Origin of the sequence: Ruegeria discodermiae (assembly GCF_030758345.1) — a bacterium.
Taxonomy (GTDB): Bacteria; Pseudomonadota; Alphaproteobacteria; order Rhodobacterales; family Rhodobacteraceae; genus Ruegeria_C.
Genome location: NZ_JAVAMO010000006.1, coordinates 177,193 through 198,654, shown reverse-complemented (window position 1 = coordinate 198,654; position 21,462 = coordinate 177,193). Strand labels below are relative to the sequence as shown.

General features: G+C 60.4%; 21 protein-coding genes. 10 read left to right on the top strand and 11 right to left on the bottom strand.

Annotation, left to right across the window (positions count from 1 at the left end; translation table 11 throughout):
- Window positions 1-8 precede the first annotated feature (8 nt).
- Entirely contained in the window at window positions 9-353 is a 345-nt protein-coding gene (locus Q5Y75_RS15635) for a hypothetical protein (protein ID WP_306199106.1), read from the top strand.
- A gap of 19 nt (window positions 354-372) precedes the next feature.
- On the opposite strand, the gene Q5Y75_RS15630 is transcribed toward Q5Y75_RS15635, so the two are convergent.
- The 4 genes from Q5Y75_RS15630 to Q5Y75_RS15615 form a co-directional block, all read right to left on the bottom strand.
- The gene (locus Q5Y75_RS15630; RefSeq protein WP_306199104.1) at window positions 373-1,353 is read right to left on the bottom strand and encodes a Gfo/Idh/MocA family protein; all 981 of its coding nucleotides are present in this window, start codon (window positions 1,351-1,353) and stop codon (window positions 373-375) included.
- Between the two features lie 3 nt (window positions 1,354-1,356).
- Window positions 1,357-2,283: a glucokinase gene (locus tag Q5Y75_RS15625; RefSeq protein WP_306199102.1), complete on the bottom strand. Its 927-nt coding sequence runs from the start codon at window positions 2,281-2,283 to the stop codon at window positions 1,357-1,359.
- 164 nt (window positions 2,284-2,447) lie between these two features.
- Entirely contained in the window at window positions 2,448-3,458 is a 1,011-nt protein-coding gene (locus Q5Y75_RS15620) for an AraC family transcriptional regulator (protein WP_306199100.1), read from the bottom strand.
- A gap of 397 nt (window positions 3,459-3,855) precedes the next feature.
- Window positions 3,856-4,380, bottom strand: a complete 525-nt coding sequence (locus tag Q5Y75_RS15615) for a thioesterase family protein (protein WP_306199097.1) — start codon at window positions 4,378-4,380, stop codon at window positions 3,856-3,858.
- A gap of 130 nt (window positions 4,381-4,510) precedes the next feature.
- Here Q5Y75_RS15615 and Q5Y75_RS15610 point away from each other — a divergent pair, with 130 nt between their 5' ends.
- Entirely contained in the window at window positions 4,511-5,131 is a 621-nt protein-coding gene (locus tag Q5Y75_RS15610; RefSeq protein ID WP_306199096.1) for a TetR/AcrR family transcriptional regulator, read from the top strand.
- Window positions 5,132-5,181: 50 nt separating this feature from the next.
- On the opposite strand, the gene fdhF is transcribed toward Q5Y75_RS15610, so the two are convergent.
- The 4 genes from fdhF to ychF form a co-directional block, all read right to left on the bottom strand.
- Window positions 5,182-7,959, bottom strand: a complete 2,778-nt coding sequence (gene fdhF / locus Q5Y75_RS15605; protein ID WP_306199093.1) for a formate dehydrogenase subunit alpha — start codon at window positions 7,957-7,959, stop codon at window positions 5,182-5,184.
- A gap of 17 nt (window positions 7,960-7,976) precedes the next feature.
- Window positions 7,977-9,680 (bottom strand): NAD(P)H-dependent oxidoreductase subunit E, encoded by a 1,704-nt coding sequence (locus tag Q5Y75_RS15600; protein ID WP_306199091.1) that lies wholly within the window; start codon window positions 9,678-9,680, stop codon window positions 7,977-7,979.
- Window positions 9,681-9,765: 85 nt separating this feature from the next.
- Window positions 9,766-10,647, bottom strand: coding sequence for a LysR family transcriptional regulator (locus Q5Y75_RS15595; RefSeq protein WP_306199089.1), 882 nt, complete (start codon window positions 10,645-10,647; stop codon window positions 9,766-9,768).
- A 114-nt stretch (window positions 10,648-10,761) separates the two neighbouring features.
- Window positions 10,762-11,859, bottom strand: a complete 1,098-nt coding sequence (gene ychF / locus Q5Y75_RS15590; RefSeq protein ID WP_306199087.1) for a redox-regulated ATPase YchF — start codon at window positions 11,857-11,859, stop codon at window positions 10,762-10,764.
- A gap of 175 nt (window positions 11,860-12,034) precedes the next feature.
- Between ychF and Q5Y75_RS15585 the strand changes: the two genes are divergently transcribed.
- Both Q5Y75_RS15585 and trpA read left to right on the top strand, forming a co-directional pair.
- A complete protein-coding gene (locus tag Q5Y75_RS15585; protein WP_306199086.1) occupies window positions 12,035-12,523 on the top strand; it encodes an acyloxyacyl hydrolase in 489 nt (162 codons plus the stop codon).
- A 79-nt stretch (window positions 12,524-12,602) separates the two neighbouring features.
- Window positions 12,603-13,394, top strand: a complete 792-nt coding sequence (gene trpA / locus Q5Y75_RS15580; RefSeq protein ID WP_306199084.1) for a tryptophan synthase subunit alpha — start codon at window positions 12,603-12,605, stop codon at window positions 13,392-13,394.
- 9 nt (window positions 13,395-13,403) lie between these two features.
- Here the strand turns inward: trpA and Q5Y75_RS15575 are convergent, their stop codons facing one another.
- Both Q5Y75_RS15575 and Q5Y75_RS15570 read right to left on the bottom strand, forming a co-directional pair.
- Window positions 13,404-13,859: a MarR family winged helix-turn-helix transcriptional regulator gene (locus tag Q5Y75_RS15575; RefSeq protein ID WP_306199082.1), complete on the bottom strand. Its 456-nt coding sequence runs from the start codon at window positions 13,857-13,859 to the stop codon at window positions 13,404-13,406.
- Window positions 13,856-15,007 (bottom strand): Acg family FMN-binding oxidoreductase, encoded by a 1,152-nt coding sequence (locus Q5Y75_RS15570; RefSeq protein WP_306199080.1) that lies wholly within the window; start codon window positions 15,005-15,007, stop codon window positions 13,856-13,858. The genes Q5Y75_RS15575 and Q5Y75_RS15570 overlap by 4 nt, the downstream gene beginning before the upstream one ends.
- Window positions 15,008-15,139: 132 nt before the next feature.
- Between Q5Y75_RS15570 and Q5Y75_RS15565 the strand changes: the two genes are divergently transcribed.
- The 6 genes from Q5Y75_RS15565 to Q5Y75_RS15540 all read left to right on the top strand — a co-directional run bounded on the left by Q5Y75_RS15565 (window position 15,140) and on the right by Q5Y75_RS15540 (window position 20,158).
- Window positions 15,140-16,309 carry an alpha-hydroxy acid oxidase gene (locus Q5Y75_RS15565; RefSeq protein WP_306199079.1) on the top strand — a complete coding sequence of 390 codons (1,170 nt, stop codon included), beginning with the start codon at window positions 15,140-15,142 and terminating at the stop codon, window positions 16,307-16,309.
- A 20-nt stretch (window positions 16,310-16,329) separates the two neighbouring features.
- Window positions 16,330-16,941 carry a hypothetical protein gene (locus Q5Y75_RS15560; RefSeq protein WP_306199077.1) on the top strand — a complete coding sequence of 204 codons (612 nt, stop codon included), beginning with the start codon at window positions 16,330-16,332 and terminating at the stop codon, window positions 16,939-16,941.
- Between the two features lie 114 nt (window positions 16,942-17,055).
- The gene (locus tag Q5Y75_RS15555) at window positions 17,056-17,709 is read left to right on the top strand and encodes a 50S ribosomal protein L25/general stress protein Ctc (protein ID WP_306199076.1); all 654 of its coding nucleotides are present in this window, start codon (window positions 17,056-17,058) and stop codon (window positions 17,707-17,709) included.
- A gap of 140 nt (window positions 17,710-17,849) precedes the next feature.
- Complete coding sequence (gene pth / locus Q5Y75_RS15550) at window positions 17,850-18,536, top strand: aminoacyl-tRNA hydrolase (RefSeq protein WP_306199075.1); 687 nt, start codon at window positions 17,850-17,852, stop codon at window positions 18,534-18,536.
- Window positions 18,537-18,607: 71 nt separating this feature from the next.
- Window positions 18,608-19,771: a serine hydrolase domain-containing protein gene (locus Q5Y75_RS15545; protein WP_306199074.1), complete on the top strand. Its 1,164-nt coding sequence runs from the start codon at window positions 18,608-18,610 to the stop codon at window positions 19,769-19,771.
- 9 nt (window positions 19,772-19,780) lie between these two features.
- Window positions 19,781-20,158: a DUF2237 family protein gene (locus Q5Y75_RS15540; protein WP_306199072.1), complete on the top strand. Its 378-nt coding sequence runs from the start codon at window positions 19,781-19,783 to the stop codon at window positions 20,156-20,158.
- Window positions 20,159-20,209: 51 nt separating this feature from the next.
- Here Q5Y75_RS15540 and trpB read toward each other — a convergent pair whose 3' ends face one another.
- On the bottom strand, window positions 20,210-21,457 hold the full coding sequence (trpB, locus tag Q5Y75_RS15535; RefSeq protein WP_306199071.1) for a tryptophan synthase subunit beta: 1,248 nt from the start codon (window positions 21,455-21,457) through the stop codon (window positions 20,210-20,212).
- Window positions 21,458-21,462: the final 5 nt, after the last annotated feature.

The following is a 21,462-nucleotide window of genomic DNA, read 5'->3' as shown; positions in this document are numbered from 1 at the left end:
AGGCCAGAATGACCATGACAAAAACACGATACATACCAGGCAGAAATTCCCTCCTGCTGACAGCCGCCGCTGCGGTATTGCTAACCTCCGCCTGCACGATGCAACCGCTCAAGGACCCGTCCACCAAACCGGTCAATTGCGCCACCGCCGAAGGGGATCTGCGGGCGCTGAATTCGGAAAAGAAATACGCGCAAAGCCAGGAACTTGTCTCGGCCACCGCAATCACGCCCGCAGGCGCGCTGCTGGGGATCGTGACAGACACCGAGAACGAAAAGCTGGAAATCCTGTCGGGCGACTACCAGAAAAAGCTGGATACCCGCATCGCCGAGATCAACGCCAAGTGCAACACATAGCGGTGATCAGCGGTTCTGCTTAACGTCCGCCGCCTGCAGCATAGATCCCGTCGATCACCTGCTGGACCTTCTTGGACATCTCCAGCGGAAAGACGTTGCTGCGGTCGCCACGGCAGGCGGCGACAAAGGCATCGGCCTGTAGCTCGTACTGGTTCACATCGAACCTGTAGACCGTCTGTGTGGCGTTTTTCTGGTCGTGCAACACGACCTCGGCATAGTCGTAATTCACCGCGTTGAACGGCGCACGCACGTCGATCCAGCCCGCATCGCCCATGAACCGCATGGACTGGTGCAGGGCCATCTGGCTGGAGACGTAAAAGGACAGGTTGAACCCATCAAAGGCGACATTGGCGCGGGCGTAGATATCGGTTCCAAACTCGGGCGAAAACTCAACCTGCCCGGTCACCTCCCCCGCCTCGGCCCCGGTGGCCAGCAAGGTCGACACCACCGGATAGACCCCGATATCGGGCAAGGCACCGCCACCCAGATCGGGCTTGTTGCGCATATTGCCCGGGTCGGTCAGATGGTATGAGAACCCGCCTGTCACATGGCGCAACCGTCCGATTGCGCCCTCGGCGATCAGGTCCCGCACCTTGTGCCATTGCGGGTGATAGGCAACCATGAACGCCTCGGAAATCAGGCAGCCCGTGCTGTCGCGCGCGGCGATGATCGGGTCGATCTCTGCGGCCTTCAAAGCAATGGGTTTTTCGCACAGCACATGCTTGCCCGCCTGCGCCGCGCGGATCGACCATTCGGCGTGATGGGCGGTGGGGATCGGTAGGTAGACACCATCAATCTCGGGATCGGCCAACAGCGCGTCGTAGTCGCCGTAGGATTTCAGCGCGCCGAACCGGGCGGCCTCGGCCTGTGCACGCGCCGGATCGCGACTGGCGATCGCATGAACCACCCCGGAGGCCGAGCGGGCGATCGCGGGCAGGACCTGCTCGCGCCCGATCTTTGATGTCGACAAAATGCCCCAGCGAAACAGCGCGTCGCCCATGTCTTATCCTTTCTTGCCGCTTGTCACGAAATGAGCCGCGCCTATTAACGCGGCAGCGTCATCGGCGATCAGCCTGATCGGCACGCGCGCAACCTGATCTGCCAGCACTCCATCCTGCTCGAAAGCGGCCAGAAACGTAGACACGGCAGAGGACCCGAGAATGCCGCGCGCGGCACCCCCGGCAAAATGTATCCCGGCAAGCGGCAGGTATTGCAGCACCATTTCGCGGGTCAGTATGCCCAGCAGTCGCGCGCTGAGCAGGACGGTGCGCTGCGCTTCGCACCCTCCCGGGCTTTGGGCAAACTGCTCAAGGATTTGCGGCCCCGACATCTGCGTGCCAGAGATCGCTTGATGAAGCCGCGCCAGCCCGCGCCCGGAGAACAAGTCTTCGTTGGTCTCGAACCGCTCCGCAGCCCCGCCCAACTCCGCGCGCAGCACATCCGCGACGCTCACCGGCAGGCTGACATGGCCCAGTTCCGCCTCTACAACCGTCGTGCCCTTGAGCAGGCAGGCATTGAACCCGGTTCCCGCCCCGGCGACCAGCGCCTGATCATTGGCGGCCGGCCCGGGGACGGGGCGAATTTCGTCCAGTTGCTCGGCCCGCAAATGCGGCAACGCATAGCCAAGGGCCACAAGGTCGTTGGTCAGCCGCACATGTTTTGGCCCGCCCAGAACAGAGCGCAGATCATCGACGTCGAAATCCCAATCCCGATTGGTCAGTCGCGCATGATCAGCGTTGACAGGGCCCGCCACAGCCACGCAGCAGGCCTCGACCGGGGGGCTATCGATACTGTCCCGATAGGCCTGCAACACCTCATAGAACGAGGAGTGACTGTCATTATCGTATCGCTTGATGGCGGTTGGGATTCCGTCCCGGACCATGGCGAGCCGGGCATTGGTCCCTCCTACATCGGCAACAAGAACAGACATCGACCTTCCTCATCTGGTATAATACGGCAGCTTCGGGACCAACGGGCGTCCCGGAAAAACTGCCGGAGATCTGCGTGCAATTGGGCCCGGACAGGGCACATTTGGGGTATCGTAGCTTTTTTATTTCGCAAAGTAAATTAATTAAAATCGCGCGCGACCCGCTCTCAGACGAGGCGAAACTGACCCGGTGTCTGCCCGGTCCAGCGTTTGAACGCGTCATTAAAACTGCTCAATCCGGAATAGCCCAGCAGAAAGGCAATTTCGGCCAACACCAGATCGCTATCCTTGAGATAGCTGACCGCCAGCGCCCGGCGAAGCTGCTCCAACGTCTTGAAAAACGTGGTATTCTCAGCCGCGAGGCGCCGAGACAGGGTGCGCGGGCTCATGCCCATGGCACGCGCCACCTCTTCCTGGCTGGCCTCGCCTTTGGCAAGCCGGTCGGCGATGGCCCGTTCGACATCAACGATCAGCGGCGGCAGGTTGCGCGATTTGTCGCTCAGGATCGCTTCGCAATATTCGGTCAGAACCGAATAAAGATCGTTGTCGGCGGTCAGCAGGGGCAGATCCAGGTCTTCGCGCCGGAAATGATAGGCGTTCTCGGCCTCGCCAAACCTGACATCGCAGCCGAAATACTGCCGAAACCGATCCTGATTGCTGTTGCGCATGTGGTGGAAGGTCACCAGGCGCGGCCGAAACTCGCGATTTGCCGCTTGCCGCATGGCATGAAGCAGGCCAGAGGCGCCAAATTCCACATATTGACGGCGACGCACCTTGGTCGGGACCGCAAAATACCAGCGCAGGATGCCGTCACTGTCCAACTGATCGACATCGATCTCAACCGCATCGCTGAAGACGCGGCGATAGCGCGCAACGTTCTTGATGAAGTCCAGAACGGTCGGGGCCGCCATTCCGACATAACAGATTACCCCGGACCGGCGCATTTCGCGCTGCGCGCCACGATCAAAGCCCAACGTGTCTTCGCCGGTCAGCTCTACCGCATGTTCGAAGAAGGAGGCGATCGCCTCGAAAGCCACGAAGGGCTTTTCCTGATGGATGATGTCGGGGGAAATGCCGGTACCGTCAAATACCTGACGGGGTTTGTATCCCCGCGCGAGCAGGTCGATGGCCAACTCTTTTGCATAGACGGCCCCATGCCTTGGTGAGGTGCTAGGCATTCGGCAAAGATATCCGTGCAAATCGAAGGCGCATTGTCGTCAAATATCGTGTCATTGCGGGTAGCATAGGCCGTTTCCTTTGCACCCGGCAATATGGCGGGTGCAAATTTAGCGTGCCTGTTTATCGGCCATATCCGCCCCATGATTCGAGATGACGGGACTGTGGCGGACACATGGCGGCCAAGCCTGATCCCCTGCCAATCAAAGGTCAAAAACCGAATTGTTTCCAGCGAGATAGGCAATTAACCAGCAATAAACCAGAGTACGGGACAAGCCCTTAAAATTTAGGGCAAATGGTTCTGCTAGCCGGCATCAAGGTGTCGCGCAGCCGCCCGGTCGCACTTGGGGGTGTCCTACCGACAGGACGTGCGACCGGGTGCTTATTCCCTCGTGTGGGTTACGAGTTTCTGCGGATACCGAGCGGCGCGCCAAGGCGCGCCGCGAGGTCCGGGTGTTCATGCGCTGCCGCCATCCGCGCCAGTCGCGTCTGAGCCCAGTCGGGAAACGGGGCCGAGCGACCGGTGGACTGGCTGACATTGACGATCAGGGCCTCTTGCGTGGCGCAAAGCGCACCGTCCTCCTCGGCAAACATCTCCGCATAATAATGCAGCCGCTTGGCGTCGGTATCGGCTAGCCAGTAATGGATGGTGTATCCTGCACCCTCAAGCAATTCGCGGGTGAAATGCAGATGCGATTGCAAGATATAGGGGCCATGCCCCGCCGTGCGCACATAGGTTTCGCCAAGCCCCAGATGCTCATCCAGCATCACCTCCAGCGCCTGATCGAAGGCAACGCCGTAATAGCCGACATTCATATGCCCGTTATAGTCGATCCAGCCGGGATCAACACTCAGCCCGCGGACCACGACCGGCGCGGGATAGGGCCCGTCATGACCTGATTTCGGCTCTGTTTCTTCTGACATGCCCCTGCTCCTTACCGCTTCCCCTGTCCCATCCTGCCGTGCATCGCGGCGCAAAGGAAGCACCGGCAAAGCCGCGCCCATGTACGGCGAAGTGATTGTCGCCCGGATAGGGCAATGCTATCGGACAGTCATGACGAGTGCCCCCGATACCCGCCAGCGCGGTTCCGCTGATCTGTGGCTAGATGCCGCGACCAAGATTCTCTGTGATGCCGGCATTGATGCCGTCAAGATCATGCCGCTGGCCAACCAGTTGGGCCTGTCGCGGACCGGCTTCTATTGGCATTTCAAAGATCGCGCAGCGCTTCTGGACGCGCTGATCGCTCGGTGGGAGGCACGCAATACCGGCAATCTGGTCGCCCGCACCGAGGCTTATGCCGAAACCATCTGCGAGGCGATTTTCAATATCTTCGACTGTTGGCTGGATGAGGAGCTTTTCGATTCGCGCATGGATCTGGCGATCCGCAACTGGGCGCGCACCGACCCCGCCCTGCAGTCCCGCGTCGATGCGGCAGATGACCGGCGCAGGCAAGCGGTCGAGGCCATGTTCAGCCATTTCGGCTATTCCGAGACTGAGGCCGAGGTACGCGCGATGACGGTGATCTACACCCAGATCGGCCATCTTTCGATGCAGGTGCACGAGACCCGTTGGAAACATGTCGCCCGAATGCCCGATTTCGTCGAGGTCTTCACCGGCCAGCGCCCCAGTCAGAGCGATGTGGGCCGCTTCATGTCCCGACATCTGAACGATTGAAAAGGCGACCGTCTCCGGTCGCCTTCTCTTAAGTCAGCACCAAACTTCCGCTATTCCGCAGCAACCGCTGCAGCGGGCTCGACTCGGACCGCCGAATACTTGAACTCGGGGATTTTTCCGAAAGGATCAAGCGCGCTGTTGGTCAGGATATTCGCTGCTGCCTCGACATAGGCGAAGGGCAGGAATACGTTATCCTCGGCAACCGCGCGGTCGGCCCGCACCATGACCTCGACCGACCCGCGACGGGTGGTCAGGCGCACAGCGTCACCGGGAGCGAGCCCCATGCGGCGCAGGGTTCTGGGGTGCATCGAACAGTTCGCCTCGGGCTCGACAGCGTCCAGAACGTGGGACCGGCGAGTCATTGAACCGGTATGCCAATGCTCCAGCTGCCGTCCAGTGATCAGGACAAACGGATATTCGGCATCGGGGCGCTCATCCGGTTCGACGATCTTGGCCGGGGTAAAGCGGGCGCGCCGGTTTGGGCGCGGGAAGCCGTCGCCAAACACGATCGCCTGACCGGGATCTTCTGGGCTGAGCGAGGGATACGTCACCGCCTCACCTTCCAGCCGCTCCCAGGTGATGTTGTCGAGTGAGCCCATATTGAGCTTCATCTCGGCAAAAACCTGGCTGGGATGGGTGTAGTTCCAGTTCAGACCCAGCCGTTTCGCCAATTCCACCTCGATCCACCAGTCCTCTTTTGCTTCACCCGGAGGCGTCACGGCGGGGCGGCCCATCTGTACCTGACGGTTGGTGTTGGTCACGGTTCCGGTCTTTTCCGCCCAAGCGCTGGCGGGCAGGATCACGTCGGCGTAGTTCGCCGTCTCGGTCAGGAAGATATCCTGAACCACCAGATGATCCAGCTTGGCCAAAGCGGCACGGGCATGATCCACATCCGGGTCAGACATAGCCGGGTTTTCGCCCAGGATATACATGCCCTTGATGTCATCCGCATGGATCGCATCCATGATCTCGACCACGGTCAGGCCCTTCTCGTTCGAGAAGTCGCCGCTGTTCCACACATCGGTAAAGGCCGAACGCACGCCGTCATCCATCACCGACTGATAATCCGGCAGGAACATCGGGATCAGCCCCGCATCCGAGGCACCTTGCACGTTATTCTGGCCGCGCAGCGGGTGCAGGCCGGTGCCGGGACGGCCCACATGGCCACACATCAGCGCCAGCGAGATCAGGCAGCGCGAGTTGTCGGTGCCGTGGATATGCTGGCTGATGCCCATCCCCCAAAAGATCATGCCTGCTCGCGCGGTCGCGAAATCCCGCGCCGCCTGACGCAGCACATCTGCCTCGATCCCGCAGATCGGCGCCATCTTCTCGGGCGTGTAAGCGGCGAGATGGGTTTTCATCTCGTCCCAATTCTCTGTGTAGCCCTCGATATATTGCTGATCGTAGAGGCCTTCTTCGACGATCACATTCATCATCGCGTTCAGCATCGACACATCCGCGCCCGGCTTGAACTGCAGCCGGTGCGTGGCGAATTTGCCCATGCCAACCCCGCGCGGATCGCACACGATCAGCTTGCCGCCGCGCTTGGTGAACTGCTTGAAATAGGTGGCCGCGACCGGGTGGTTCTCGATCGGGTTGCAGCCGATGACGATGGCCACGTCTGCGTTTTCGATCTCGTTGAAGGTCGCCGTCACCGCGCCCGATCCGACGTTTTCCAAGAGGGCGGAGACCGAGGAGGCATGGCAGAGCCGCGTGCAGTGGTCCACATTGTTGTGGCCAAAGCCCTGCCGGATCAGCTTCTGGAACAGATAGGCTTCTTCGTTGGAACATTTGGCCGAGCCAAAGCCCGCAACATTTGTTCCCTTCTCAGCGCGAAGGTCCGACAAGCCCTTGGCGGCGGCATCCAGCGCCTCATCCCAGGTCGCTTCGCGGAAATGGGTACGCACGTTGGCGGGGTCAACATTCAGCCCCTTAGGCATGCCTTCCTTGCGGATCAGAGGTTTGGTCAGGCGGTGAGGGTGGCTGATATAGTCGAACCCGAACCGGCCCTTCACACATAGACGGTTTTCATTGGCCGGGCCCTTGATCCCGTCGACATATTTGATCTTGTTGTCCTTGATCTTGTAGCTGAGCTGGCAGCCCACGCCGCAGAACGGGCAGATCGATTTGACCTCGCGGTCGTAATCCTTGCTGTCGCCTGCCTGTTCGTCATCCAGAACCGTGGCCGGCATCAGCGCGCCGGTCGGGCAGGCCTGTACGCACTCCCCGCAAGCCACGCAGGAGGACGCGCCCATCGGGTCGTTCTGGTCGAACACGATCTCTGACGTCGCCCCGCGACCGGCCATGCCGATCACGTCATTGACCTGCACCTCGCGGCAGGCGCGGACGCAGAGATTGCAGCTGATGCAGGCATCCAGATTGACCCGCATCGCCACATGGCTGGCATCCAGCAGCGGGATCGTCTCAGGCGCTTTGGCCGGAAAGCGGCTCTCATCCACCCCGTTCATGGCCGCCATATCCCAGAAATGCGACGAGGCATCATGGGCAACCTCGGGCTGATCGGCCACCAGCAATTCCATCACCATCGCGCGGGATTTTTCGGCGCGCTCGCTGTCGGTGGTGACCACCATCCCATCAGCGGCAGGGCGGATGCAGGAGGCCACCAGCGTGCGCTCCCCCTCCACCTCGACCATGCAGGCCCGGCAATTGCCGTCCGGGCGATAGCCGGGCGCGGGTTTGTGGCACAGATGCGGGATTACAAGGCCCTTGCCATTGGCGGCCTCCCAGATGGTCCAGCCTTCGGGGACAGTGACATCTTCGCCATTGAGGCTGAAGGTCACGGTTTTGGTTTCGCTTGCGTCAAGCATGGCTCGTTCCCTGTCCTTCAGATTTCGTCTGCGAAGTGTTTCATGACCAGCCGGATCGGGTTCGGGGCCGCCTGCCCCAGACCGCAGATCGAAGCATCGGCCATCACATCACACAGATCACTCAACAGATCGGTGTCCCAGCTCTCGGCCTGCATCAGCTTCACCGCCTTTTCGCAACCTGCACGGCAGGGCGTGCATTGGCCGCAGCTTTCATCCTCGAAAAACCGCAGCATGTTTAGCGCCGCGTCGCGGGCGGTGTCCTGATCGGACAGAACCACCACCGCCGCCGACCCGATGAAGGTGCCATGCGGCTGCAACGTGTCGAAATCGAGCGGAATGTCATCCATTGATGCGGGCAACAGGCCAGAGGAGGGCCCGCCCGGCTGATAGGCCTTGAAGGCGTGGCCCTCAGCCATGCCCCCGGCAGCCTCGATCACATCCAGAATGGTCGAGCCTGCGGGCAGCAGGTAGACGCCGGGCTTGGCCACACGGCCCGAGACCGAATAGCTACGCAGCCCCTTACGACCGTTCTTCTCGGTGCTGTTTAGGCATTCCGGCCCCTCACGGCAGATCTTCGAAACCCAATAAAGCGTTTCGACATTATGCACGAGCGTGGGTCGCCCGAACACGCCAACCTGCGCCACAAAGGGCGGGCGATGGCGCGGCAGGCCCCGCTTGCCTTCGATCGATTCGATCATCGCGGATTCCTCACCGCAGATATAGGCGCCTGCGCCGCGCCGCAGGTCGATATAGCCGGGCGCGACAATCCCCGCTGCTTCCAGCGCGGCGATCTCGCGACGCAATATCTCCAGCACGGCCGGGTATTCGTCGCGCATATAGATGAAGCAGGTCTGCGCCTCGACCGCCCAGGCGGCGATCAGCATCCCCTCAAGGAACACATGCGGCGTGCGTTCCAGATAGTAGCGGTCCTTGAAGGTGCCCGGCTCGCCCTCATCCCCGTTCACGGCGAGATAGCGCGGGCCGTCATTCATCCGCACAAAGCCCCATTTCTTGCCCGACGGAAAGCCCGCCCCGCCAAGACCGCGCAGGCCCGAGGCCAGAACCTGTTCCTGCACCTGCTCCCAATCGCCGGAATCGCGCAGGGATGTCAGGGCCTCGTAACCACCGTTGGCCGCATAGCCAGCAAAATCCTCATAGTCAGGCAGATGCGCATGAGTGTCGCCTGCGGCAATCGCCCGTTGCACCTTTTCGGGTGTGGCATGATCGATATGGTTGTGGCCGATCTCCAGCACAGGCGCCGTATCGCAGCGCCCCATGCAGGGCGCGCGCAGCACGCGAACCTCGCTCGCTTCCAGCCCCTCTTCCAGCGCCTTCTGCAACTGCTGTGCCCCCGCCATTTCACAGGAGAGTGAATCGCAGACCCGGATGGTCAACGAAGGCGGCGGCGCCTCATCTTCTTTGACCACATCGAAATGGGCATAGAAGGTCGCCGTTTCATACACCTCGGCCTGACCGACCTTCATCTCGGCAGCTAGCGCGCAAATATGTTCGGCGGACAGATGTCCGTGCGCATCCTGAATCAGATGCAAAAACTCAATCAACAGGTCGCGACGCCGGGGACGGTCCCCCAGCAGGCGCTGCACCTCTTCCAGCGCCTCATCCGTAAACTGCCGACCCTTGGGCGTGCGCCGCCCCTTGCCTTTACCTGACTTCCAGACGCCCTTTTTGTCGCCTGATGGCTTGGTATCCAATGGTGCCATGATGCCCTCCGATTGAGGTCCCGTTTTTCATAAGCAGGATGTATCATCAAATCTTGAATTCGAATGGCACGATCACGACAAATTATCACGACAAAGAGGCAACAACGCTCCGCAACGCCGCTATTGTCGGCAGATCGGGGTCGCGATCCAGCGTGGCCAGACAGATCGGTTTGCTGACCTCCGGATCAATCAGCGGGCGCACAACAGTTCCCTCAAGCACGCCCAGCGAGGCGACCAGTATTTCAGGCAGCACGGTCGCTGCCAAACCCTCGCGCGCCAGCACAAGCGAGGCGGTAAAACCGCTGGTCTCTGCGACCACCTGCGGGTGCAGGCCCTGATCGGCAAATATATGGTTCAGGATGCGGCGGTTCTGCATCTGCGGCTCAAGCAGCGAGAGCGGGTATTCGGCCACCTGCGACCAGGGCATCGGACCGGTTGCATCACTCATATGCGCGGGCATCAGCAGCACATAGGTCTCATCATAAAGCGGCTGCACGATGCGCAGATCAGCACCGATACTGTCACCATAGGTCACGCCCGCATCGATCGAGCCATCGTCCAGCTTGTTGTGGATCGCCGTGGCAGACAGCGCCTCGATCCGCGTCACGATCCTTGGATGCGCCTCATGTACCCTGCGCGTCAGTTCCCCGGTAAAGGCCAGCGCGGTCGGCACAACGCCCAGGATCAGCGTTCCGGTGATCGCCCCGCGCGCGGCCTGCACCTCCTGTTCGAGTGCCTTGGTATCATCAAGGATACGGCGCGCGCGGCGGACGATCATCTCGCCCTCTTCGGTGAGCCCCTGAAACCGGTTGGCCCGGCGCACGATCGAAACCCCAAGCCGCCCCTCAAGCCCACGGATACGCATCGAAAATGCCGGTTGTGAAATCCCGCAAGCCTCAGCGGCCTTGGCGAAATGCTTGTACCGCGCAAGGGCGGTCAGCAATTGCAGATCTTTGAGATCAATCAAGAGGGTATCCGGGCAATGTCAACGAGCCTGACCATAATGACATGTCCCGCAGGCCCCGCAATGGCTTCTCGCATCAGGCCGCCTGGGGTCCAGGGCAGCGCACTGTTTGACAGATCACGTGTTGAACAGGAAATGCAGCACGTCGCCATCCTTGACGACATATCCCTTGCCCTCGGCGCGCATCTTGCCCGCTTCCTTGGCCCCCTGCTCGCCATTGCAGGCGACAAAATCGTCATAAGCGATGGTTTCGGCCCGGATGAAGCCCTTTTCGAAATCGCCATGAATGACGCCTGCCGCCTGCGGCGCGGCCGTCCCCGTGCGAATGGTCCAGGCCCGCGCCTCTTTCGGGCCGACGGTGAAGTAAGTCTCCAGATGCAAAAGCTCGTAGCCCGCCTTGATCAACCGGTCGAGCCCGGCCTCGGCAAGCCCCATCTCTTCAAGGAACATCGCTGCCTCATCCTCTTCAAGCTGGCTGATCTCTTCCTCAATCTGGGCTGAAATGATGACATGGGCATTACCCTGCTCCGCCGCCATCGCAGCAACTTTGGCGGAGTGTTTGTTGCCATCGGCGGCCTCGGCCTCGCCCACATTGCAGACATAAAGCACCGGCTTGGTCGTCAGAAGCTGCAGCAGCTTCCAGGCTCTTGCATCTTCGGCATCCACCTCGACCAGCCGCGCGGGCTTGCCATCTTCGAGCATCGCCTGCGCGGCAGCCAGCAAGCGGTCCTGCTGTTGGGCTTCCTTGTCATTGCCCTTGAGCTTGCGCACCAGATTGGCACGGCGTTTCTCGATGCTTTCCAGATCGGCCAGCATCAGCTCGGTCTCGATCGTGTCGGCATCAGCAACCGGATCGACGCGACCCTCAACATGGGTCACATCGCCATCTTCGAAACAGCGCAGCACATGAGCAATGGCGTCCACCTCGCGGATATTGGCCAGAAACTGATTGCCCAGCCCCTCGCCCTTCGAGGCGCCTTTGACCAGACCGGCAATATCAACAAATGTCATGCGGGTGGGGATGATCTGTTTGGATCTGGCAATTGCCGCTAGCTTGTCCAAACGGTCATCGGGCACTCCCACCTCACCCACATTGGGCTCAATGGTGCAAAACGGAAAATTCGCCGCCTGCGCCGCCGCCGTACGGGTCAGCGCGTTGAACAAGGTCGATTTGCCCACATTGGGCAGACCCACGATTCCCATTTTAAAGCCCATGACAGTCTCCTGATGTCAGTCGCGGCTGCTTCTAGGCAGCTTGCAGGGAATGCGCAAGCGGGCTCATTTGCAACAGTGCTGGGCTGCAAGCACGCCCTTCACGCCCTCGTCACTATACTTAGCCCCGAGCACCCAATATTGACGGAAGCAAAAATGGGAAAGTTCGACGGGGACAATGATCAGAATTCTCTTAACTACGGTCCTGCTCACCGCAGGGGCCACGGTCGCGCAGTCGCAAAGCCTTATCTTAGGTGCTGGTTACGCAGACTTTTCGAACAGTCGGGGTGAGGATCAGGCGATCTTTGCGCTCGACTATCATCACAAGCCGTTTCACGAAGCCACCCGCTTCAGTGCCGGTTGGGGCGGTACGCTGTCGGTCGATACCAGTGGCGACACCCATATTGGCGCGGGTCTTTATGGTGTCTATCAGCTCGGCCAAAGCTGGTTTCTGGAGGGCAGCGTGATGCCCGGCGCTTATTTCGAATCCGAAAGCCGCAACGATCTGGGCGGAAATTTCCAGATCCGCAGCCTGATTGGCGTGGGCTACAGCTTTGACAACGGCAACAAGCTGTCGCTTGCCATCGCCCATAAATCCAATGCCAGCACCGAGGAATTCAATCCCGGCGTCAACGAGGCGCTGATCCGCTATCACTTCTCTTTCTGAGCCGCAGGGCGCGCGGCGGGATTGATTTTCGGGACAAGTTTCTGCACATCAGGTCGAACCCTGACTGCAAGGAAACCCGATGACCCGTATCGACGCCAAATTCGCCGCCCTGAAATCGCAAGGGAAGAAGGCCTTTGTCGCCTACATCATGGCGGGCGACCCGGATTTCGACACCTCGCTTGACGTGGTCAAGGGGCTGCCCGGCGCGGGTGTGGACGTGATCGAACTGGGCTTGCCCTTCACCGACCCTATGGCAGACGGACCAACAATCCAACTGGCCGGTCAGCGGGCGCTCGATGCAGGCATGACGCTGGAGCGCACGCTGGAGCTTGCGCGCCGGTTCCGCGAAACCGACGGCACGACCCCAATTGTTCTGATGGGCTATTACAACCCGATCTACAATCGCGGCGTCGATCAGTTTCTGCGCGATGCGAGTGCCGCTGGTATCGACGGCCTGATCGTCGTCGACCTGCCCCCGGAAGAAGATGACGAGTTGTGCATCCCGGCGCAGGAGGCGGGGCTGAACTTCATCCGTCTGGCCACGCCCACCACCGATGACAAACGCCTGCCGCGTGTCCTGCGAAACACGTCAGGCTTTGTCTATTACGTCTCGATCACCGGCATCACCGGCGCAGCCGAGGCGCAAGCGACCGATGTCGGCCCCGAAGTGGCCCGCATCAAGTCGGCCACCGATCTGCCGGTCATCGTGGGGTTCGGCATCAACACGCCCGAGAAATCCCGCGCCATCGCCAGCGTTGCCGACGGTGCCGTAGTGGGCTCGGCCATCGTCAGCCAGATCGGCGCAGGCAAGCCGGTGGGTGAAGTGCTGGATTTCGTCAAAACGCTGTCAGACGGCGCGCATTCGGTCTAGACGCCGACCTCAGACCCGGTCCCGGCTTTCATCAAGATAGATCCGCAGCTCGGTCAGAACCGGCAGGATGTGCTGTAACTTCGAGATGTCGAAGTCACGGGCCAGCCGTTCGAATTGAGGGCTCATATCACTGATGATTCGGGCGCGCAGGGCGCGGCCCGCATCGGTCAGCCAGACCTGTTTTGAGCGGCCATCCTCGGGGTTTGGCCGCATCTCGACCAGCTCGTGTTTCACAAGCCCCGAGACCGTGTGCGTCATCGAGGTTTTGGGCACCTGAAACGCCCGCGCCATCGCCATGGGCGTGCTGCCGTCGCCCACCCGCACAAGGTGGTTGAGCACACCGAAATGCGGCGCGATCAGGCCCTTGGGCATATGCGCCTCAAGCACTGTGCGACTGAGTTGTTCGATGATACCGATCTCATTGAAGACCTGAAAGACCAGCGGCGGCGCATCCTGTGATGTCAAACGGTTCGTACTTTCGCATCCAGCGGCCAGCGCGGGCTTTGGGGAACCTGCGGGCCATATCCCAATCGGCCCAACATTTGCACGGTTCCCCCGTCAGGGGCCAGCAATTCATGCACTTTTTGGTACTGCCCGGCCATCTCGGGGAATTCCTGTAGCGCCTGGCTCATGGGCTGCACACCCAGCCCCTGCGCGGTGGCGGCGAGGTTGAGACGCACCCAATCCCGCCCCGCCGCAATCTGGTCGGTGCGGGAGTTTTCGTCACTCGCCAGCCAGATATAGGCCATGCTGGCCTGAGCTGTGCCGCGCACCATGTCAAGGCCGGAGCTATAGGCAAACCCATCGCGGTCAAGCGCCGCCTCGCGGGAGAACAGGCCGGTGAGGCGCATCATCTCCCACATCGGGCCAGAGAAATTGAGCCCGTCGGGATTGGCATTGACCTCGCGCTTGCCGATGCGGAACAGATCGACGCTTTCCTTGTAGGTATGGGGCGTTTCGAACTCGACCTGCAGGGCGTCTGCGGTCAGATTACGCAGGTTCTGCACCAGGCCGGGTGTGTTGGTGGTGGCCACATCACTGCCCTTGTCGACCGCCTGTTCGAGGGCTGTCAGAACCTCCGCTCCGACTGGTCTAGCCATGTCGTAAGGTTCTTTCAGTGACCGGCGGTTGAGAATCTGCGCAAAAAGATCCGGTTCTTCGCCGCCCGTTTCGGGGATGAAACGCGCGACCGCGACGGGCCGGTTATCGAGATTGAGGCCCGGTTCGCCATCGGGGAACAGATCAAATGCAACGCGATACCCGTCCTGCGCTGCCGCTATCGAAAGCAGCTCCAGAAAGCAGCCCAGCCCAACAATGATCTGACGGCTGAATGGATCGGTATGGGGCAGCAGACGGTTGGTATCGACATAGAGCGTCACCTTATCCTCATGCCGCAGATCAACCAGCCAAGGCTGCCGGTTATGCGGGTTCGGGGCCAGGATGGCATAGCTCAGCGCGCGTTTGCGCGGATCGGAATACTGCCCGGCCAGTGACCAGGGCCGCAGTGCATCCTGCGGTGTTCGGGTGGATACGAAACCGGCGGTGGCCGCGCCTGCGGCAACAACGGCACCCCCACCCAGCAAAGCGAGGGTTTTTCTGCGGCTCAGGGTCATGGGACTCTCCTTTAGTGCGATATTGCACCAATATAGTTCGATATCGCACCAGTCAAGCGACCAAAGATTCCCTGTTGCAAAGCGAATTCCAAATTGGTAAATAATTTTTACCAAATTCGGAGTTTCTCGAAAATGCCAGTGATTACAAACATCGACGACCTCAAGCGCATTCATGAGCGTCGAGTGCCGCGCATGTTCTATGACTATGCCGAAAGCGGTAGCTGGACCGAGCAGACCTTCCGCGAGAACACATCGGATTTCGAGAAACTGCGCCTGCGCCAGCGAATCGCCGTCGATATGTCAGGCCGATCAACCACCAGCCAGATGATCGGACAGGATGTGGCAATGCCGGTGGCTCTGGCGCCGGTCGGGCTGACGGGCATGCAGCACGCCGATGGCGAGATCAAGGCAGCAAGGGCGGCCGAAGCTTTCGGTGTGCCCTTTACGCTCTCGACCATGTCGATCAACTCGATCGAGGACGTGGCCGAAGCAACATCCGCGCCGTTCTGGTTTCAGCTCTACACGATGCGCGATCAGGACTATACCAGCCGTCTGATCCAGCGGGCCAAGGACGCCAAATGCTCGGCCCTGGTGATTACACTAGACCTGCAAATCCTCGGCCAGCGGCACAAGGACCTGAAAAACGGGCTGAGCGCACCACCGAAACTGACTCTCAGCACCATGGTGAACCTGATGACCAAATGGCGTTGGGGCATCGGCATGCTGGGCGCGCATCGGCGCGAATTCGGCAATATTGTCGGCCATGTCGATGGGATTTCGGACGCCTCCTCGCTCGGGGCCTGGACCGCCGAACAGTTCGATCTGACACTGGACTGGGCCAAGATCGAAAAGCTGATGGAGCAATGGGACGGCAAGGTGATCCTGAAGGGCATCCTTGATCCCGAGGACGCGAAGATGGCCGTCAAGCTGGGGGCTGATGCGATCGTGGTGTCAAATCACGGCGGGCGGCAATTGGACGGCGCGCTCAGCTCGATCCGCATGTTGCCGCAGATCATGGATGCGGTCGGCGATGATATCGAGGTGCATCTGGATAGCGGCATCCGCTCGGGTCAGGACGTGCTCAAGGCACTGGCGCTGGGGGCGAAGGGCACCTTCATCGGGCGCGCCTTTGTCTATGGTCTGGGCGCGATGGGCCAGCAGGGCGTCACCACCGCGCTGGACGTAATCCACAAAGAGCTCGACACCACCATGGCGCTGTGTGGCGAACGCCACGTGACCGACCTTGGCCGACATAACCTGCTGATTCCTGAAGACTTCGAAGGCCGCTGGCAGAAGGTCTGAATTGCTCCTAAAGTGGCGCCATGCTGATCTTTTCCGATCCCTGTCTGGCATTTATTGCCGTTCCCAAAACCGGCACAACCGCGTTCGAACTGGCCTATCGGAGGCAGGCGGATGTGGCGCTTCTGGGGCGGCGCAAACACATGCCGGCGCAGCGCTACCACAGCAAGATCAAGCCGTTTCTGGCGGATACATTTCGCCTGTATCCCGAAACCGTGGCGATCATGCGCGATCCACTCGATCAGATCGGTAGCTGGTACCGCTATCGCACCCGTGACGAGTTGAAGGGAACCGACCGCTATACCGGTGACATGAGCTTTGACAGCTTTGTTCAAGACCTGCTCAGCGACGAGCCGCCCGAACATGCCGTGATTGGCAGTCAGCACCGGATGCTGACCAGCAAAAAGGGTGAATTGCTGGTGGACCATCTGTTCCGGTACGAGCAATTCGAGATATTCGAAGCGTTCCTGACACAGCGTTTTGGCGCGCAGCCAGAGCTCAAGACCCAAAATGCGTCGCCCGAAATGGAGCTTGAACTCAGCCCCTCGACCCTGCACGCGCTGCATCGGGAACGGGCGGCGGAGTTTGAGCTTTACGAGCGCCTTTGCGACGCCGAGGGCCACCTGCGAAACTAGGCGGGCCAGGCCTGCGAAATGGGCCTTTTCAAACCCAACAGTCTGGTCTATACGCGCGACTTCACGCGGGGTGACAGCCTTGGAGGCACCCTGCCCTAACTTTGGAGATTTATCATGGCTGGTGAGATTCCTGATCTCGTAGCTCTGGAACGGACGGGGACAGGCAAGGGCGCCGCTCGTCAGGCGCGTCGCGCCGGTATGGTTCCGGGCATTGTGTTTGGTGGCGACGTAGACCCGCTGCCGATCCAGATTCCGTTCAACGTGTTGTTCAAGCGCCTGAAAGCGGGCCGGTTCAAGTCGACCCTGTTTAACCTGAAAGTCGAAGGCCACGACGACGTCCGCGTCATCTGCCGCGACGTGCAGCGCGATGTGGTCAAGGATCTGCCGACGCATCTCGACCTGATGCGCCTGCGCCGCACCACCAAGATCAACCTGTTCATCCCGGTTGAGTTTGTTGGTGAAGATGTGGCCCCCGGTCTGCGCAAAGGTGGCGTTGTCACCATCGTGCGCCCCGAGGTTGAACTGATCTGTACTGCGGGCGACATTCCCGAAAAGATCATCGTTGATCTCTCGGAAATGGAAATCGGCGACGTGGCCACCATCTCGGGCGTGACTCTGCCCGAAGGCACCAAACCGACCATCGACCGCGACTTCGTGATCGCCAACATCGCCGCCCCGTCGGGTCTGGCGTCGGCGGATGACGACGAAGAAGGTGAAGGCGCTGAGGCGGAAGAAGCAGTCGAAGCGGAAGTAGCCGCAGAAGAATAATCCTCATCACATGAGGATCGGAACGGAGCCCCTGCGGGCTCCGTTTTTTTGTGCCGATTGTATCTGCGGACATCCGGCTGGAAATCCGGGCCAAATCGGTGCATCTACCCTGGGAGCAACAATTTGCTTGGAGCGCAGCCATGAAACTGTTTGTCGGATTGGGCAACCCGGGCGGGCAATATGCCGGCCACCGGCACAATATTGGCTTCATGGCCGTGGATCGGATCGCCGAGGATCACGGGTTCGGCCCGTGGAAATTCAAATTTCAGGGCCAGATCGCCGAAGGCCGTCTGGGCAGCGAGAAAATCCTGCTGCTCAAGCCGCAGACCTTCATGAACCGCTCGGGTCAGTCCGTGGGCGAGGCGATGCGTTTTTATAAGCTCGAATCAACCGATGTTACCGTGTTCCACGATGAGCTTGATCTGGCCCCCGGCAAGGTCCGGGTCAAGGCCGGTGGCGGTCATGCCGGGCATAACGGGTTGCGCTCGATCCACGACCATATCGGCGCGGCGTATGACCGGGTGCGTCTGGGCATCGGGCATCCGGGCCGCAAGGAACTGGTTTCGGGCTATGTGCTACACGATTTTGCCAAGGCAGACGAGGCCTGGCTAGATGACGTTCTGCGCGGGGTCTCCGACGGTGCAGTGCAACTGGCTGAAGGCGATGGCGGCAGGTTCATGAACGCGGTTGCCTTGCGCACCGCCCCGCCCCGGTCTTCCAACACAAAGCCTGCGAAGAAAGAACCCGAGGCCGCGCCCGCACGCGCCGAACAGCCCTCCGAAGACACCCGCTCCCAGATGCAAAAGCTCCTGGACCGTTTTCGCTGAGCATATGCCCTTACGTCGCCGTTGTCCGGGCGGCTGTCAGTTGCCACGGTAGCGCCAAACAGGAGGACGTCATGCGGGTGATCGTGAAATGGCTGTTGCGGATCGTTCTGGCCCTTGTGCTGGCGGTATTGGTCGTCGGGTTTTGGAAACGCGAAGAAATCGGGCGCCTGCTGGCCGCGAACTCGGTGTTTGACGAAGACAAGATCGTCGCGAATTTCTCGAACATGAACGCGGCTTTTCTCTCTACACCCCTGCCCCGGGGAAACGGCCCGACCAGTGAACTGACCTATGGCGCGGAATTCGAGCTGCCACAGGGGGCCGACCAATGGCTGGAGGCGCGAACAGCGACGTCCCTGCTGGTGCTCAAGGATGGCGATATCCGCTATGAGCAGTACTTTCTCGACACCAGTCCCGAGGGTCAGCGCATCTCGTGGTCAGTAGCAAAAAGCTACCTTTCCGCGCTTTTTGGGATTCTGCTGGAAGACGGCGCAATCACGTCCCTGGATGATCCGGTGATCAAATATGCGCCGCAACTCAAGGGCAGCGCCTATGAGGCCGCAACCATCCGCAACGTGCTGAACATGGCCAGCGGCGTGGTTTTTGACGAGGACTATTTCGACTACAATTCCGACATCAACCGGATGGGCCGGGTTCTGGCGCTGGGCGGCAAGATGGACGATTTTGCGGCCTCGCTGAGCGAAACCTTCGCCGAACCGGGCGAGACCTGGCAATATGTATCCATCGACACGCATGTGATTAGCATGGTGATCCGAGGCGCGACCGGGCGCAGCATTCCTGAATTGCTGACCGAGAAGATCATAGAACCTCTGGGGCTGGAGCGAGACGGCTATTACCTCACCGACGGCGTGGGTGTGGCCTTTGTTCTGGGCGGCCTCAACTTCACCACGCGCGATTTCGCGCGCTTCGGGCAGATGATCCTGCAGGACGGGACCTTTGAGGGAAAACAAATCGTTCCGGCGGGCTGGATCGCGGATTCCACCGCCGCCAGCGCCCCGACCAAAGCCGGGCAGAGCGGCTATGGGTATCAATGGTGGATACCCGCGGATGCGAAGGAAGGCGAGTTCTTTGGCCGCGGCATTTATGGGCAATATCTCTATTTCGACAAACCGCGCGACGTGCTGATCGTTATGACCGCCGCCGATCGCGGGTTCCGCGACAAGGGCGTCCATCAAAGCAATCTGGAAATGTTCAGACAGATCGCGCAAAACCTGTAAGATAGGCCTATGGAGCCCGATGACAGCATAAATGCCCTTGGCGAAGCCCTTGAGCCCTGTTCAAACGACCCCCTGACCGGGTTCTTTCGCGACGGGTATTGCAACACCTGCGCGCAGGATCGGGGCAGCCACACGGTCTGCGCGGTAATGACGGCCGAGTTTCTGGCCTATTCCAAATATGTCGGCAACGACCTGAGCACCCCGCGCCCGGAGTTTGGCTTTGCAGGGCTGAAGCCGGGCGACAAATGGTGCCTGTGCGCCGCGCGGTTCCTGCAGGCCCATGACGAGGGCTGCGCGCCCAAGGTCAGTCTGGCCTCAACCCATCGCAGGGCTCTGGCCATTGTTCCGCTGGATATCCTGAAACGCTATGAGGCACAGGCACATTGACCGCAAGGCTGGGCTGGCGGCCATACCTCCCGGCCCTTTGGCATTTTTTCGTCAGTCAGCCTCGCGTCCTTCGGTGTCTGACATGTCGAAACCCAGATGCTTGGCGACGGTGAAGATGTCCTTGTCGCCGCGTCCGCACATGTTCATGCAGATGATGTGATCCTTGGGCAGGTCTGGTGCGATCTTCATCACATGGGCCAGCGCATGGCTGGGTTCCAGCGCCGGAATGATCCCCTCGGTCGCGCAGCAAAGCTGGAACGCTTCAAGCGCCTCCTTGTCGGTGATCGAGACATATTGCGCGCGCCCCACCTCATGCAGCCAGGAATGTTCCGGGCCGATACCAGGGTAATCCAGACCGGCGGAAATTGAATATCCCTCAAGGATCTGGCCATCGTCATCCTGCAGCAGGTAGGTGCGGTTGCCATGCAGCACGCCCGGGCGCCCCCCGGTAAGCGAGGCACAATGCTCCATCTTTTCGTTCACACCCCTGCCGCCTGCTTCGACGCCGATGATACCGACCTCTTTGTCGTCAAGGAACGGATAGAACAGGCCCATCGCATTCGACCCGCCGCCAATCGCCGCAATGAGCGTATCGGGCAGACGGCCCTCGGCCTTCATCATCTGCTCTTTCGCTTCCTTGCCGATGATCGACTGGAAATCGCGCACCATTGCTGGGTAAGGGTGTGGCCCGGCCACGGTGCCGATGCAGTAGAACGTATCACGTACATTGGTCACCCAGTCGCGCAGCGCGTCGTTCATCGCGTCCTTGAGGGTGCCGCGACCCGAGGTGACCGGGATCACCTCCGCCCCCAGCAGGCGCATTCTGAACACGTTGGGCGACTGGCGCTGCACGTCATGCGCACCCATATAGACCACGCATTTCAGGCCGAACTTGGCACAGACCGTGGCGGTCGCCACCCCGTGCTGCCCGGCGCCGGTTTCGGCGATGATGCGGGTCTTGCCCATGCGGCGGGCCAGAATGATCTGGCCAAGCACATTGTTGATCTTGTGGGCTCCGGTATGGTTCAACTCATCCCGCTTGAGGTAGATTTTGGCCCCACCCAGATGTTCGGTCAGGCGCTCGGCAAAATAAAGCGGCGACGGGCGGCCCACATAATTGGCCCAGAGGTCATCCATCTCGGCCCAGAAGCTGGGGTCATCTTTGGCCTTGTTGTATTCCTCTTCCAGCGACAGGATCAGCGGCATCAGCGTTTCGCTGACGAAGCGGCCCCCGAATATGCCAAACCGGCCCTGTTCATCTGGGCCGGACATGAAGGAATTAAACAGATCGTTGGCCATGGGTC

What these genes read in the sequence shown, in the direction of transcription:
- Q5Y75_RS15635 (WP_306199106.1), top strand. Translation starts at nt 9, where the DNA reads ATGACCATGACAAAAACACGATACATACCAGGCAGAAATTCCCTCCTG.
- Q5Y75_RS15630 (WP_306199104.1), bottom strand. Translation starts at nt 1,353, where the DNA reads ATGGGCGACGCGCTGTTTCGCTGGGGCATTTTGTCGACATCAAAGATC.
- Q5Y75_RS15625 (WP_306199102.1), bottom strand. Translation starts at nt 2,283, where the DNA reads ATGTCTGTTCTTGTTGCCGATGTAGGAGGGACCAATGCCCGGCTCGCC.
- Q5Y75_RS15620 (WP_306199100.1), bottom strand. Translation starts at nt 3,458, where the DNA reads ATGCCTAGCACCTCACCAAGGCATGGGGCCGTCTATGCAAAAGAGTTG.
- Q5Y75_RS15615 (WP_306199097.1), bottom strand. Translation starts at nt 4,380, where the DNA reads ATGTCAGAAGAAACAGAGCCGAAATCAGGTCATGACGGGCCCTATCCC.
- Q5Y75_RS15610 (WP_306199096.1), top strand. Translation starts at nt 4,511, where the DNA reads ATGACGAGTGCCCCCGATACCCGCCAGCGCGGTTCCGCTGATCTGTGG.
- fdhF (WP_306199093.1), bottom strand. Translation starts at nt 7,959, where the DNA reads ATGCTTGACGCAAGCGAAACCAAAACCGTGACCTTCAGCCTCAATGGC.
- Q5Y75_RS15600 (WP_306199091.1), bottom strand. Translation starts at nt 9,680, where the DNA reads ATGGCACCATTGGATACCAAGCCATCAGGCGACAAAAAGGGCGTCTGG.
- ychF (WP_306199087.1), bottom strand. Translation starts at nt 11,859, where the DNA reads ATGGGCTTTAAAATGGGAATCGTGGGTCTGCCCAATGTGGGCAAATCG.
- Q5Y75_RS15585 (WP_306199086.1), top strand. Translation starts at nt 12,035, where the DNA reads ATGATCAGAATTCTCTTAACTACGGTCCTGCTCACCGCAGGGGCCACG.
- trpA (WP_306199084.1), top strand. Translation starts at nt 12,603, where the DNA reads ATGACCCGTATCGACGCCAAATTCGCCGCCCTGAAATCGCAAGGGAAG.
- Q5Y75_RS15570 (WP_306199080.1), bottom strand. Translation starts at nt 15,007, where the DNA reads ATGACCCTGAGCCGCAGAAAAACCCTCGCTTTGCTGGGTGGGGGTGCC.
- Q5Y75_RS15565 (WP_306199079.1), top strand. Translation starts at nt 15,140, where the DNA reads ATGCCAGTGATTACAAACATCGACGACCTCAAGCGCATTCATGAGCGT.
- Q5Y75_RS15560 (WP_306199077.1), top strand. Translation starts at nt 16,330, where the DNA reads ATGCTGATCTTTTCCGATCCCTGTCTGGCATTTATTGCCGTTCCCAAA.
- Q5Y75_RS15555 (WP_306199076.1), top strand. Translation starts at nt 17,056, where the DNA reads ATGGCTGGTGAGATTCCTGATCTCGTAGCTCTGGAACGGACGGGGACA.
- pth (WP_306199075.1), top strand. Translation starts at nt 17,850, where the DNA reads ATGAAACTGTTTGTCGGATTGGGCAACCCGGGCGGGCAATATGCCGGC.
- Q5Y75_RS15545 (WP_306199074.1), top strand. Translation starts at nt 18,608, where the DNA reads ATGCGGGTGATCGTGAAATGGCTGTTGCGGATCGTTCTGGCCCTTGTG.
- Q5Y75_RS15540 (WP_306199072.1), top strand. Translation starts at nt 19,781, where the DNA reads ATGGAGCCCGATGACAGCATAAATGCCCTTGGCGAAGCCCTTGAGCCC.
- trpB (WP_306199071.1), bottom strand. Translation starts at nt 21,457, where the DNA reads ATGGCCAACGATCTGTTTAATTCCTTCATGTCCGGCCCAGATGAACAG.